Source organism: Ktedonobacterales bacterium, assembly GCA_036557285.1.
GTDB lineage: Bacteria > Chloroflexota > Ktedonobacteria > Ktedonobacterales > DATBGS01 > DATBHW01.
Window position 1 is genome coordinate 179,021 of record DATBHW010000005.1, and the last position, 14,470, is coordinate 193,490.

Annotated in this window: 9 protein-coding genes; 8 read left to right on the forward strand and 1 reads right to left on the reverse strand. The window is 56.2% G+C overall.

Features of this window, described 5'->3' with window-relative positions; genetic code table 11:
• Window positions 1-41: 41 nt before the first annotated feature.
• Window positions 42-1,724: a glycosyltransferase family 39 protein gene (locus VH599_02415; GenBank protein ID HEY7347145.1), complete on the reverse strand. Its 1,683-nt coding sequence runs from the start codon at window positions 1,722-1,724 to the stop codon at window positions 42-44.
• A gap of 413 nt (window positions 1,725-2,137) precedes the next feature.
• On the opposite strand from VH599_02415, the gene VH599_02420 reads away from it, so the two are divergent.
• From VH599_02420 to VH599_02455, 8 genes are all read left to right on the forward strand, one after another.
• Window positions 2,138-3,235, forward strand: coding sequence for a LacI family DNA-binding transcriptional regulator (locus VH599_02420; GenBank protein HEY7347146.1), 1,098 nt, complete (start codon window positions 2,138-2,140; stop codon window positions 3,233-3,235).
• A gap of 192 nt (window positions 3,236-3,427) precedes the next feature.
• On the forward strand, window positions 3,428-5,095 hold the full coding sequence (locus VH599_02425) for an ABC transporter substrate-binding protein (GenBank protein ID HEY7347147.1): 1,668 nt from the start codon (window positions 3,428-3,430) through the stop codon (window positions 5,093-5,095).
• Between the two features lie 90 nt (window positions 5,096-5,185).
• A complete protein-coding gene (locus VH599_02430) occupies window positions 5,186-6,169 on the forward strand; it encodes an ABC transporter permease (protein ID HEY7347148.1) in 984 nt (327 codons plus the stop codon).
• A 7-nt stretch (window positions 6,170-6,176) separates the two neighbouring features.
• On the forward strand, window positions 6,177-7,136 hold the full coding sequence (locus VH599_02435) for an ABC transporter permease (GenBank protein ID HEY7347149.1): 960 nt from the start codon (window positions 6,177-6,179) through the stop codon (window positions 7,134-7,136).
• A gap of 50 nt (window positions 7,137-7,186) precedes the next feature.
• Window positions 7,187-8,317 carry an ABC transporter ATP-binding protein gene (locus VH599_02440; GenBank protein ID HEY7347150.1) on the forward strand — a complete coding sequence of 377 codons (1,131 nt, stop codon included), beginning with the start codon at window positions 7,187-7,189 and terminating at the stop codon, window positions 8,315-8,317.
• The gene (locus VH599_02445) at window positions 8,292-9,434 is read left to right on the forward strand and encodes an ABC transporter ATP-binding protein (protein ID HEY7347151.1); all 1,143 of its coding nucleotides are present in this window, start codon (window positions 8,292-8,294) and stop codon (window positions 9,432-9,434) included. Before VH599_02440 ends, VH599_02445 begins: the two co-directional genes overlap by 26 nt.
• A complete protein-coding gene (locus tag VH599_02450; protein ID HEY7347152.1) occupies window positions 9,431-10,882 on the forward strand; it encodes a GH1 family beta-glucosidase in 1,452 nt (483 codons plus the stop codon). The genes VH599_02445 and VH599_02450 overlap by 4 nt, the downstream gene beginning before the upstream one ends.
• 131 nt (window positions 10,883-11,013) lie before the next feature.
• Window positions 11,014-14,196: an alpha-mannosidase gene (locus VH599_02455; GenBank protein HEY7347153.1), complete on the forward strand. Its 3,183-nt coding sequence runs from the start codon at window positions 11,014-11,016 to the stop codon at window positions 14,194-14,196.
• Window positions 14,197-14,470 lie beyond the last annotated feature (274 nt).

A 14,470-nucleotide genomic window follows, 5' to 3' on the forward strand; every position in this document is an offset into this window, starting at 1 on the left:
CTCCCCTTTCTACTGGACTGATATAGCTACCCGGATACCGATTACTTTTCCACTTGATAAATCTGGAGTTCGATGCCTCCTCGTGGCATATCCCAGATACGTTGGGAATGTTGGAGGGCCTCCAAAATATAGTTCTCGCCGCCATCCCCGTTGTTAAGTTCCATAGCTTGCAGCATCTTATTGGACATCACGATATAGTCAATGTTTTGCCAATTTTTGGCAAAGAGTTTATCCCGCACATCAGGATCAGCCGCCGCTTTCCAGTGAGAATGCGCCCACTTGTAATAAGGCGCCACATCATGGAGGTCCACCCAAAGCTCATCATCTATAATGACCCTGGCATTAGCAGGGATATGCTGGCGGATAAAAGCCAGTTGGTCGGTTTGCATATAGGTGACATTGAGTTTGTAGAGGTCGTGAGGCACTGTCCTACCATGTTCATCATGGACAAAAAAGTAGCCTGCTGATGGCGAGAGGAGCATGGCCCATAAGGTGACAATGGCGACCCCCTGCATTGAAGTGGAGAGGGCAGCGGGACGCAGCCGGGCCAGAGGCCGAAGCAGAATTGCTCCAAGGATTCCAAGATTCATTGCCAGGAAGGGCAACAGAGGGACAACATAGAACTCCAGCATCTGGCTGCCGCGAATAAGATACAGGGCATAGCTGGCTGCCAGAAGGGAAGCTACAATATATCCCCGGTTACGTGGCCGCGAACTCCAGCCAATGATCAAATTACAAATCAAAGCCACACAGCCTAAAATCAGGATGAGCTTATCCCTGGGGAACCAGATGCCAAGGCCAAATCTCCAGAAGTCGCTGTTTACATCGAAAATGCTGCCTTGCCCACGATGTAACTGCCACCAGATGGTGTACAAAAGGGAAACGTGATCAGCCGGTGGATTATTCAGATCAAAATCGAAATGGCTCGGCAAGAGTTCGTTTTTCAACGTGGCGTACAGGAAATAGAGCGAGATGACTGAACAGGAGGCGTAGAACCAGCTCCCCAGCGCAAAGCGATAATTCTCTTGCTTATGCACCTGGGTATAAAGCAGATACACAAAAACAGGCGCGAAGAAGATCGTGTTTTCCTTTGTAAGAACGCCTATCCCGAACGCCAGACCACTCAGCACCGAGGTAATAAGCCTCCCGTCATCCCGCGTGACCAGATAGAGGCTGAGCAATATCCAGAAAACCATGATGTTATCTAACAGCACCTGGCGCTGGTAATAGACGGCCAGCGGTGAGAAATTGAAGAAAAAACAGGCAATCGTAGCAGCACTCAGACGCCCCGAAAACCGATAGGTGAGCTGAAACAGGAGAAAGATGCTGGCTATATGAATAAGCAGCATCAACACCCTACCAGTATTGATAGCATTGCCAAACGTCTGAAACTGGAAGGGCAAAATGCTCACCCACCCGCTAATCAACAGCCATCCTGCCGGAGCATGGTCATAGAAATAGGTATAAGGTTCAAGCCTGGCCTCGCGCAGCACCGACCAGGCTTGCTCCATATAGATGCCCTCATCGGTGATATAGAGCGGATACTGAAACAGATGGTAGCCATGAGTAAGCGTGCCTGTTATCAGAGAGAAAGCCAACAACACCTGCCCATACAAACCTGGCTTTGTGTGAGCGCCTGCCAGTGTGCCTGGTTTGCTCGCTGTAATATCTACCGAGTGCTGAGCAGGGGGAGCCTGAAGATATGGCGCTTCCTGATGACTCACGAGGCAATCTCACTTTCCAAACTGGAGAAGGTAGCTACCTTGAATTTGGCGGGCGAAAAGCTGATAGAAGCCCATGTTTCCGGCTTTCACCCGTAACTATTCGCACTGGCTAATCACACTAGCAATGTAGAAGGTTCCAAAACAAGTTTCTGTAGCAGCAACTACATTGCTGCGGACCCAGCCATTCCTGCTATTCCTGCCATCTCCTCTATAGCAAAAGCCATAGGATGTTTTCGCCAGAAAACTAAAAGGAATACTCATCATATTCCCTTGATATATCCAGTTGACAAAAGATACATTTCTACGTACACTCTCCAGAGCCAGTTCCGGTAGCGGTTTCGGGAACGGTTCCGAAAGGGAGCGGAGTTTTCCCAAATGGACACACCCCCTTTGGGCAGGGAAGAGAGGCTACTATGTCAGAAAGGCTGACGATACAAGACATTGCCCGGTTAGCTGGCGTTTCCAAGGCGACTGTATCTCGCGTATTGAACCATAAGCCTGATGTAGACGCGCTCACGCGGCAGCGCGTCATGCGCATCATGGATGAGTACGCTTTTGTTCCCAGTATTACTGCCTCCGGGCTGGCTGGGGGCCGCCGGGGTATGATTGGCGTTCTGGTACCCGCTTTGACCTGGCACTTCATTCCCGAAGTGGTGCAGGGTGTTGCGGAGGTCGTCGAACGGAGCGCCTACGAACTCCTGCTCTACAGCATCTCTCAGCAAGAGAATCGCAAGGCGGTTCTTGACCGTATTCTGGATACCAAGTTGACGGCTGGCCTGCTCGCTGTAGAGCCTGGATCATTTGTAGAGCGCCTGACCCAGTGGGCCGAAGGAAATTTTCCGGTTGTCCTGATTGATGACCAGCACGTGCCTGCAAACACTCCCTGGGTCGGTGTTGATAACCGTATGGGCGCCGCTGCTGCCGTCCGTCACTTGATTGGCCTGGGCCATCGGCGGATTGCTCACATCCGAGGGCCGCTTCAGTATCAATGCTCTCAGGAACGCTATCAGGGCTACCAGCAGGCGATGGTCGAAGCTGGCCTGGCGCTCGATCCGGCCTTCGTCCTGCAAGGGGATTTTCAGGTTGCCAGCGGACACGCCTGCGCGAGCACATTGCTCACACTGGCCGAGCGGCCTTCGGCGATCTTTGCCGCCAACGATCACATGGCCTGGGGAGTTCTAGAGTTTGCGGGGGCGCATGGGCTGCGTGTTCCCGAAGATATAGCTGTCGTCGGTTTTGATGACACGCCCCCCTCGCAGTACAAACATCCACCACTGACAACAGTGCGCCAACCTTTTCAGGAAATGGGGCAGCGCGCTGCCGAACTTTTATTGTGGTTGATAGACCTGCCTCACAATGGAGGCGAAGAGCGACGTAAAACGCTCCTCTCACTAGAGCCGCCTCTGCCCTTTCCAGGGTACAACGCGCCTCTGCACATTCAGTTGAAAACATCCCTTATCATTCGGCAATCATGCGGCGCTCAGCAGCTAGCTTCAATCGCTGGCGTGTAAGCAGCAGCGCACCAGCCGAACTATCAACGGCCCAAGGCTTCGTAGTGAGAAATCATCTTAGGCGTCATCCCAATCGTTCGATGTTACACAAGATGAGGTGGAAAGCTTCTACAGCTCTCAACACCTGGCATCTCTGTGGTTTTCATCAGTCTATTCAATAGTTTGTTTCGCCCCTTGTGAGGAGGTATATCTATGAAACCCTGGCATCGCCGGGTGATGGCTCCAGCCCTGCTGTTGCTCGTTGCCCTCAGCATGATTCTATCTGGCTGTGGCGAGAGCAGCGGGAGCGGGAGCAAATATGGTGGCTCAGTAACCATCGTCCCCGCTCCCAATGGCGTGTTCACAAAGAACTTTAATCCGTTCCTTGCCAACAGTTCCCGCACCGGCACGCAGGGGATGATCTATGAAACTCTGCTCTTATTCAACCGGCTCAATGGCAATTCCACCCCCTGGCTTGCCTCAAGCTATAGCTGGTCGAAGGACGCCACCAGTGTCACTTTCCATCTGCGCCAGGGCGTCAGGTGGTCGGATGGGCAGCCATTTACCAGTGATGATGTGATCTTCACGTTGAAGCTGATGCAGCGCTTCCCCGCGCTTGATGGGAACTCGCTGTGGAGCACGATCCAGAACGTCAGCAATCCTGACCCAAGCACAGTCACAGTGGCGTTCAAGCAGCCAGCAGTGACCATGCTCTGGTATCTCGGCGGGCAGACATTTATTGTTCCCCAGCATATCTGGGCGAAGATCAGCGATCCGGCGACAGAGACGAACCCCAATCCGATTGGCACAGGGCCGTTTTTGCTGAAGTCCTTTAATCCGCAGCTCTACGTCCTCGGCAAGAATACACATTACTGGCAGGCCGGAAAGCCCTACGTGAATGAACTGCGCTATCCGGCGTATAACTCAAACACCAGCGCCGACCTGCTCCTATCACAAGGCGCGGTAGACTGGACAGGGCTTTTTACCCCCGATGTCGAAAAAACCTTTGTTTCTCGTGACCCGGAACACAATCACTACTGGTTCCCCTCAAGTGATGTAGTGATGCTGTATCTCAACACGGCCAAGGCTCCGTTCGATAATCTTATGGTCCGGCAAGCCCTCAGCGCAGTCATTGACCGCGAGAAAATCTCCAAGGTGGCTGAAAATGGCTACGATCCTATAGCAAGCCCAACCGGGCTGGTCTTGCCCAGCAACCAGAAATACCTGGACCCGAAGTACTCCAGCCTCTCATTCAGCATGGATGCCGCCAAAGCAACCTCGCTGTTGGAGCGCGCGGGCTTCAAGAAGGGCGCTGATGGTATTTACGTTGATCACAGCGGCAAGCGCCTCGCCTTCAAGATTGATGTGGTTGCTGGCTGGACCGATTGGCTGACAGCTTCTCAGATTATGGCGAGCAACTTCAAGGCCATCGGGATTGACGCCAGCGTCAACGTCGCAACCTTTAACGACTACATCAGCGCGCTCGCCCAGGGCGACTTCGACACCGCCATTTCCTGGACCAGCCCAGGACCGACACCGTACTTCCTGTACAACTCCATGCTGAACAGTAAGAATACGGCGGCTATTGGGCAAAAGGCAACCTCCAACTGGGCGCGGTGGAATGACCACGCGACAGATGAACTGCTGAACAAATACGACAGTTCCACAGATGAGGCGGCCCAGCAGGAAGCGATAGCTGGGCTCCAGAAAATCATGGTTGATCAGCTGCCGAGTATCCCGCTGATGTATGGCCCAACCTGGTACGAATACAACACGACTCGTTTTGTAGGCTGGCCGGATCAGGACAATCCTTACGCGATGCCTGCGCCGTACAGCGCCCCGGACGCCGAACTCGTAGCACTTACTATCCATCAGCGGTAGCAGCCTCTATCCAAAGGCAGCAGCAAGGAGCTTGAGGGGCCACCAAGCGGTCTTCACAGCACCCTGCTGCTGCCCTTGAAGGGACCGTCTATGCATTACCTCCTGCGTCGGTTCATCTTTTATCTCGCGGCTCTCTGGGCTGCGCTGACGTTGAACTTTCTCATTCCGCGACTGATGCCAGGCGATCCGGTTCTGTTACTGGTAGCGCGGCTTCAGGGGCAAGTTGACCCGCGTGCTGTCCAGGCGCTGCGCCTTCAGTTTGGATTGAATACCAACGCCAGCTTGTGGTCGCAGTACATCGAGTATCTGGGCAATCTGGTTCATGGCAACCTGGGTACTTCCATCGCCTATTTTCCCTCCTCTGTCGCTGAAGTAATCGGGCTTGGCTTGAAATGGACACTGATGCTGGTAGGCATTTCCGCCATATTGAGCTTTTTCATCGGCACACTCATGGGGACAGTAGCGGCCTGGCGACGAGGATCATGGTTCGATACCGTACTTTCGCCTCTGCTCACCTTTTTCTCCGCCATTCCCTATTTCTGGCTCGCGCTGATTGTTCTCTATCTCCTCGGCTTTATCCTGAAGTGGTTCCCGCTGACGGGCGCATACAGCCTGGAACTTGAACCAGCCTTCAGTGGCCCGTTCTTCCTGAGCGCGATCTATCACGGGACTCTGCCCGCCGCAACCATCGTCATCAGTTCTATGGCTGGTTGGATGCTTGGAATGCGCAACGCCATGCTGACAACACTCTCAGAGGATTATGTCTTGATGGCGCAGGCCAAAGGGCTTTCTGAGCGGCGTGTCATGATCACCTACGCCGCTCGCAACGCGATCTTACCCAATATTACCGGCTTCGCACTGTCGCTTGGCTTTGTGGTTGGCGGGGCGCTCCTGACGGAGATTGTCTTTTCGTATCCAGGGTTAGGCTACATCTTGCTCCAGGCAGTGCAGTCTGATGATTTTCCGCTGATGCAGGGGATTTTCCTGATGATTGCTATTGCCGTACTTGGCGCTAACTTCCTGGCTGACGTGTGTTACGTGGTTCTCGATCCGCGCGTTCGGCAAGAAAGGTGAGTGAGAGATGGCCGTAAGGCAAGACGACGCTCAATCTTTGCTTCAAGAGCAGCAAAACACTAGCGCGCCGCAGGAGCAGCCTGGTAAAGGGGCAGAGTTGACCGGCAAGCTCCTGAAGAAGCGCCGCATAAATCTAGCGATCTTTCGCCCGGTAAAGATTCGCATTGGCCTGAGCATCCTTAGCTTCTTCATCTTGCTGGCGATCTTTGGGCCTTTATTGATTCACCAGGATCCACAAGCGTTCAGCGCGGACGTATTATCCGCTCCATCAGCAGCGCACTGGATGGGTACCACACAGACCGGACAGGATGTTTTTGCCCAAGTCATCAATGGAACCCGTATGACCTTGCTGGTGGGTTTCTCGGTTGGGGCGCTGGCAACGCTGCTCTCCGTTGTCATCGGCCTCACCGCCGGCTACTTTGGCGGCGTGATTGACGAGTGTATCTCGCTGCTCATCAATATCTTCCTGGTAATCCCGGCACTGCCGCTGACCATTGTACTGGCAGGGTATGTTCCTGTGCGCGGACCTTTGCCGGTAGCTATTGTCATCAGCCTCACAGGCTGGGCCTGGGGCGCGCGGGTGCTGCGGGCGCAGACACTTTCTCTACGTCAGCGCGAGTTTGTCGAGGCCGCGCGCGCCAGCGGCGAAAGTACGTTCCGCATCATTTTCGCTGAGATTCTGCCAAATGAGCTGGCGATTGTCGCGTCAAGTCTGATCTTCACGATCATCTACGCGATCTTTTCTGAAGTTGGGCTGGAGTTCCTGGGTTTGAGCGATGTTACCGTCACCAGTTGGGGCAATATGCTCTTCTGGGCAACAAACAACCAGGCGCTGCTGTTGGGCGCGTGGTGGTGGATCGTGCCGCCAGGGCTGTGTATCGCGCTTTTGGGTGCGGGGCTGGCCTTTACGAACTTCGGAATTGATGAACTCACCAATCCGCGTTTGCGCGATGCCTCGCGTGGTTAAAACAACGCCTGTATTTCTGTATCACTCCCCTTTAGGGAAAGGTGAAAGAGATGATGACTGATCCGGTGCTGGAAGTGAAGCGCCTGAGTGTTGATTATGCAAGCGCGTCGGGAGCAGTTCACGCCGTTGATGATGTGAGTTTCACACTGCGTCGTGGGCAAATCTTTGGCCTGGCAGGCGAGAGCGGCAGCGGGAAATCAACGCTGGCCTATGCGATTGCGCGCCTGCTGCGCCCTCCCGCTGTGGTGACGCAAGGAGAGGTCTGGTTCTACCCACGACCTGGCACAGAGAGCCAGAACAACGAATCGCTTTTAGCGCCAATCAACGTGCTTCACCTCACGCCAGCGGGACTTCGCGCCTTTCGCTGGCGCAGGCTCTCCATCGTCTTCCAAAGCGCGATGAATGCGCTCAACCCGGTACTCGACATCAGCACACAGATTACCGATGTGCTGCGGGCGCACGAGCCTGGTATGTCGCGCAAAGCGCAGCAGGAGCGCGCGCTGGAATTGCTTCGATTGGTCGGCATTGCCCCGGATCGACTCCACAGCTATCCACACGAATTGAGCGGTGGCATGCGCCAGCGGGCGATCATTGCAATTGCGCTGGCGCTGAACCCCGACATTATCATCATGGATGAACCCACCACCGCGCTAGATGTAGTGGTACAGCGCGAGATTCTCGCCGAAATCAAAGGCTTGCGCGAGCGGTTGGGCTTTTCCGTAATCTTCATCACCCATGATCTTTCGCTGCTGCTGGAGATGAGCGATCAGCTAGCGATCATGTACGCTGGCCGTCTCGTGGAAACGGCCACACAACGCCAACTCAATCGCCAGCCGCGTCATCCCTACACCTATGGACTCCTGCACTCTTTTCCAAAATTGCGTGGTCCCCGACAAAGTATGACTGGCATTCCTGGCTCTCCGCCCGATCTGAGAGCCGCGCCATCAGGTTGCGCCTTTCATCCCCGCTGCTCGTTCGCGTTTGAGGCGTGCCATACAGCCATCCCTGGACTCTTAACTCCCTGCCCTGACGAGCCAACCCAGCAGGTTGCCTGCCACCTTTACAACGCCAGTATGCAGCCGCCTGGCCTCCCCAGCGAGTTTTCCCCCTCAAATGGTACACCATCTGACCCCGAGCTACAAAAGGAACCCACTCATGAGCATTCTTCGCCCCTCTACTAATCCCCCTGCTCACAGGGGAGGATCACATAGTACAGTCGAGTCTTCAACCTGTTCGGTTGAAGAGAACCTGCCAGTATTAGAGGCCGTTCATATACGCAAAGAGTTTCCGCTGCGTCGGCTGAGGCTCTTTGGTCCCAGGCGCGGAGTGAAAGCAGTGGAAGATGTTTCGCTCTCATTGCGCCCCGGCCATTCGCTCGCTGTGGTAGGAGAAAGCGGGAGCGGCAAAACCACCGTAGCCCGTTTACTGGCGCAGCTCTATCCGCCAACGAGTGGCAGCATCCGCTTTCGTGGCGCTTCCGTTGGACGAATAAGAGGGAGAAAGGTCAGGGCCTATCGCCGCCATGTGCAACTGATCTTTCAAGACCCGTTCTCTTCGCTCAATCCCATGCACACCATCAGGTATCATCTGAATCGTCCTCTGCGCTTGTATAGACATGCCCGCTCGGCTGCTGAAGAAGAGCAGCAGGTCAAAACCCTGCTGGAACGAGTCAACCTTGTGCCTGCCGAGCAGTTTATCAATAAGTTTCCCCACCAGTTGAGCGGCGGTCAGCGCCAGCGAGTAGCGATTGCTCGCGCGTTGGCAGCGCAGCCAGAGGTTCTGCTGGCCGACGAGCCGGTTTCCATGCTCGATGTATCAATCCGGCTGGACATCCTGAACCTTTTGCTGCGGCTGAAAGCAGAAGACCGGCTGGCCCTGCTGTATATCACACATGATATTGCCAGCGCCCGCTACTTTGCCGATGAAACGCTGGTGATGTATGCCGGTCAGATGATTGAAGGCGGGCCAAGTGAGCAGGTCATCCAGCAGCCAAAGCACCCCTATACACAACTTCTGCTTCTTTCCGCGCCCGACCCTGAGCAGGGTGAAGCAGCGCGCGCGGCAGATTCGCCGTTACTGGCGACGCGCGGCGACCCTCCCAGCCTTATTAATCCTCCGAAGGGGTGCCGCTTTCACCCGCGCTGCCCATTCGCCATGCCCATCTGCCGTGAACAGGTTCCGCCGCGCACCGATCTTGGGGGCGGCCACTGGACGCACTGTTTTCTCTATGGGGGAAACGATGAGGACGTTCATGTCAACACATCACCAGAGACATATTCATCAGAGGATGATTCATGAGTAAGACCAACAAACCGATACCTGTCCCTTCAAGCAAGCACGCCGCACAGAGGCCCCAGTCTTTTCCGGCAAATTTTCTCTGGGGCGCCGCGACATCCGCCTATCAGATCGAAGGCGCAGCCCACGAAGATGGGCGCGGGCCTTCGATCTGGGATCGCTTTGCAGCCACCCCCGGCGCGACTTATCAGGGGCATACAGGCGAGATGGCCGCTGATCACTATCACCGTATGCACGACGACGTGGCCTTGATGGCTGAACTCGGCCTGGGAGCCTATCGTTTCTCCATTGCCTGGCCGCGCGTGCTTCCTGAAGGGACCGGGGCCATCAACCGGTGTGGCCTGGACTTTTATGATCGCCTGGTTGATGCGCTGCTGGCGCGAGGCATCACCCCTATGGCAACTCTCTACCATTGGGATTTGCCCCTGGCGCTGGAGCAGCAGGGAGGCTGGCTCAACCGCGAGACTGCGTTCGCCTTTGCCGACTATGCCGAAATTGTCGCCCGGCGACTAGGTGATCGGATTGACTGGTGGCTGACGCACAACGAACCCTGGTGCGCCGCCTTCCTGGGCTATGGGATCGGCATCCATGCGCCGGGGCTGCGCGATTTACACGCGGCGGCAGTTGCAGGTCATCACCTCTTGCTCGCGCATGGGCTGGCGCTGCCACGCCTTCGAGCGCATACGCGCCCGTCAGCGCAAGCAGGCATCACTCTCAACCTTGGCCCTATCTATCCAGAGGATAACGCCCCAGAAACAGCGCGAGCCTGCGAACGAGCGGATGCCTTTGTGAATCGCTGGTTTCTCGACCCCCTGTTCTTTGGCAGGTATCCCGAATCCTTCTTTGCCAACCTGGCGGTTCCCCCGCCATCCATTGAACCGGATGATTTTGCGATCATTCAGACGCCCATTGACTTTCTCGGCGTGAATTACTATTCACGTAAGCTAGTACGCGCGCCCAAAGAACCGGATTCAGACGAACCCGGCGCTTCACTGGGCTTCGAGGAAGTCTCTCAGGCGCCAGGAGCCAGCTACACACAAATGGGTGCTGGCTGGGAAATCTACCCTGCCGGGCTGACTGATTTGCTGGTCCGGCTGAAACGCGATTACGCGCCGCGCGCGATTGTGGTCACTGAGAATGGGGCCGCGTTCCATGATCGCTGGGACGGCGGCAGAAAAATTGATGATACACAGCGTCTCGCTTATGTCCGTGACCACATTCAGGCGCTTGGGCGGGCGCTGGCACAGGGTGTGCCGCTGCGTGGGTATTTTCTCTGGTCCTTGCTCGACAACTTTGAGTGGGGCGAGGGCTATAGCAAACGCTTTGGTATGATCTATGTAGATTATCCGACCCAGCGCCGGATTGTGAAGGCAAGTGGCCGCTGGTATGCAGACTTTATCGCTGCGCAATACGAAAGCCAGGCATGGCCGACCCTCTTCGTGACCGCGTGAGCGTATAATATCAATCCTGTTGAATCGTTATTGCTTGTAGCGCCTCCGTCCTGGCAGCGAACCGCTCGCCAGCACAGAGGTGCAGCCATGCAGGCTGCGTTCAGCAGGATTTGATATGAGGGAGGGATATAATGAAATTTACTGCCGAAATGATCGCGGCGCGCCTTCCAGCCCTGCTTGCGGCAGCGCGGCGCGAGCGGCTTCCTTTGGGTCCGGCCCGCATCGCTTCTGCCCCACAGAGCGAAGCTTACCAGCCCTACTACGACGATGCCCATTGGGATCAGATCACCGTCGGAGATCGCTGGGGCGGCGCGGGGCAGACGTGCTGGTTCCGTATTCCCTTGCAACTGCCGGACGCCTGGGCAGGCCAGAAAGCCGTCGCTCATATCGCCCTGGGAAGCTACGAACACATCACCGGACCGGAAGCCCTGGCCTATCTCGATGGCATCCCAGCACAAGGCATTGACTTTTATCACCGCGAGATTTTGCTAGATCGCCTGCATCCAGGCGAAAGCCACGTACTCGCGCTGGAGGCGTTTAGTTCGCTTGCGCAGGGGCCACAAACCTTGCAAGCGTTGGAGCTTGTACACCTCGACCCAGAGGCCGAGGCGCTCTATCATGATATGCGCGTCCTGCATGGGGCGCTGCTGACCATGCCGCCTGAGTCCGTAGAGCGAGCGCGTTTGGTGCAAGCACTTGAGCATGCCTACAACGTTCTGGACCTGCGACACCCCCGATCAGATGACTACTTACGCTCGTTACCCCGCGCCCGCGAGATACTGCAACAAGAAGCCTACCAGTACAGTCCGGCGACAGAGCGCCCGCGTATCGTAGCGGTTGGGCATGCTCACATTGACCTTGCCTGGCTCTGGCCTGTAGCCCAGACCCGCCGCAAAGGCGCGCGCACCTTCAGCACTGTCCTCCGGCTGATGGAGCAATACCCGGCCTATCACTTTGTCGCCAGCCAGCCCGCCCTTTATCGAATGGTGCAGCAAGACGAGCCTGGACTCTTTCAGCAGATCAAAGCGCGCATCAGGGAGGGACGCTGGGAGCCAACCGGAGCGACATGGGTAGAGATGGATTGCAACTTGAGCGGTGGCGAAGCCCTGATACGCCAGTTTCTCCTGGGCAAGCGCTTTTTCCGCGAAGAGTTGGGCGTCGATCCCCGCCTGCTCTGGCTGCCCGACGCCTTTGGCTACTGCGCGGCTTTACCCCAGATCATGAAGGGCTGTGGCGTGGACTATTTCATGACAACGAAACTTTCGTGGAACGAATACAATCGCCTGCCCTATGATACCTTCCGCTGGCGTGGCCTTGATGGTACAGAGGTGCTTACGCACATGGTCACAGCGCCAATTGATCTTGCCCTGGACCCCTGGCCGGGAGCCAGGCCCTCCATGTATACCTATAACGCGAAGTTTACCCCCTTCGATGTCGCTGGCAGTTGGAAAGCCTATCGCCACAAAGCTATCAATCATGAACTGCTCTATCTCTTCGGTCATGGAGACGGCGGCGGTGGTCCCACTGCCGCCATGCAAGAAACCGCTTCGCGCACAGCGAACCTGCCTGGTTTCCCCCAGGTCGAGCAAAGTTCAGCCGAAGCGTTCTTCCGCCGTCTGGAAGAACGTGTTTGGGGTGATCCCAACCTCCCAACCTGGGTTGGCGAACTCTATCTGGAGCTTCATCGCGGCACATATACCAGTCAGGGCTGGATCAAGCGAGCCAACCGTCGCGCCGAACTGCTCTACCGTGAGGCCGAACTCTGGTTGGCAATGGCTGATCTCCTGGGGCGCCCTTCGCAGCCGAAGACTCGCCAGTCCGAACTCAACCAGGGGTGGGAGTCGCTCCTCTTCAATCAATTTCATGATATTCTGCCTGGCTCTTCGATCTCTCAGGTGTATACCGACGCGCGTGCTGACTATGAGAAAATATTTGCCCTGGGAGAACGCCTGCGCGACGAAGCGATTGATACCCTGGCCGCCGCTTCTCCAGCGCGTCAAACGCTCCTCGTTATGAATCCCGCCCCGTTTCCACGCGAAGACCCCTGCGAGTTGGTAATTACCGGCAGCGAACCGCTCCCCCCACTGCTCGATGAGGGGGCAAATCCCCTGTTGATGCAGGAGATCAAACGGGATGAGACAGAGCGACATGTGCTTGTGAGCGCCTCTGCGCCTCCGCTTGGCTATCGAACGCTCAGCCTCGGAAAGCCTGCAACGCGAGAAGTAGATGCTCACAGTGATATGTACATTTCACGGGAAGCCCTGGAGAACCGCTTCTTCCTGCTGCGCCTGGATGAACGTGGGCAGATCGCCTCCCTCTATGACAAACGAGCAAATCGAGAGGTAATAGCGCCGGGCGAAGTCGGTAATAGACTCCTCGCTTTCGAGGATCGCCCTCTTGATTTCGACGCCTGGGACATCAGCATCTACTACAACGACAAACCCTACCCCATAGACGACGTAACCTCCTGGCAGGTTGTCGAAACCGGACCATTGCGCGGCGGCGTAGAGATCGTCCGGCGCTACGGTGAAAGCGTCATCACGCAGCCTATCCTTCTTCACGCCGAAGTCCCCAGGATTGACTTTCCGACACACATTGATTGGCACGAGCGGCAAACCCTGCTCAAAGTGGCTTTTCCCGTAACTATCAACAGCCCACGCGCAACTTTTGACGTGCAGTGGGGCAATGTCGAACGCCCCACCCACTGGAATACAAGCTGGGACTGGGCGCGCTTCGAGAACTACGCCCATAAATGGGCTGATCTCTCTGAGGGCGACTATGGTGTCTCTCTCCTCAACGATTGCAAGTATGGCTATGACGTGAAAGGGAACACGCTGCGCCTGACGCTGCTCAAGAGCGCCGCCTGGCCTGATCCTGAAGCAGATAGGGGAACACACGAGTTCTCCTACGCGCTCTTACCCCACCAGGGAGACTGGCGAACAGGCGAGACGGTGCGCCACGCCTATCTCTTCAATATGCCCGCCTCCGCCCGTCTTGTGCCTGAGCAGCAGCGGGTGGCAGCAGCGAAGATGGCGCCGCCAGCCGCTTCATTTGTTACCACCGACCGGCCAGGGCTGGTAATTGAGACAGTGAAGCCTGCGGAGAATGGCGATGGCGTGATCGTGCGCCTCTACGATGCCCACAATACGCGCGGCCCAGCCATACTCACCTTTGCGCGCGACATCATCTCCGCAGAGGAAACCAATTTGCTAGAGGAGCACATTGGTCCGGCGGAGTTCGACGGGCGCGAATTACGCCTGAATGTGCGCCCCTACGGCATCGAGACCTTCCGTATACGCCTGAGCAGCGATTGAGGCTTTTGTGTAGTTCACACTCCAGACACGCCCTCCATCTCGTGATAGCTTCGTCAGTGATGAACCATCAGGAGCCACCAGTTCACGACCCAAAAAACGACGCGCCCAGACGACCACAGGGGCAGAGTGGGTTTTCCCAGCAGTTGCTACCACTGCGAAACATATGGCGGCGCCGCTGGCGCTGGATAGTAGCAGGGCTGCTTCTGCTGGGTCTCTTAGTGTTCTTCGTTGCCAGGCCATCAGGTTCTCCTGTCGGGCCGCAGCGGATAGCGCC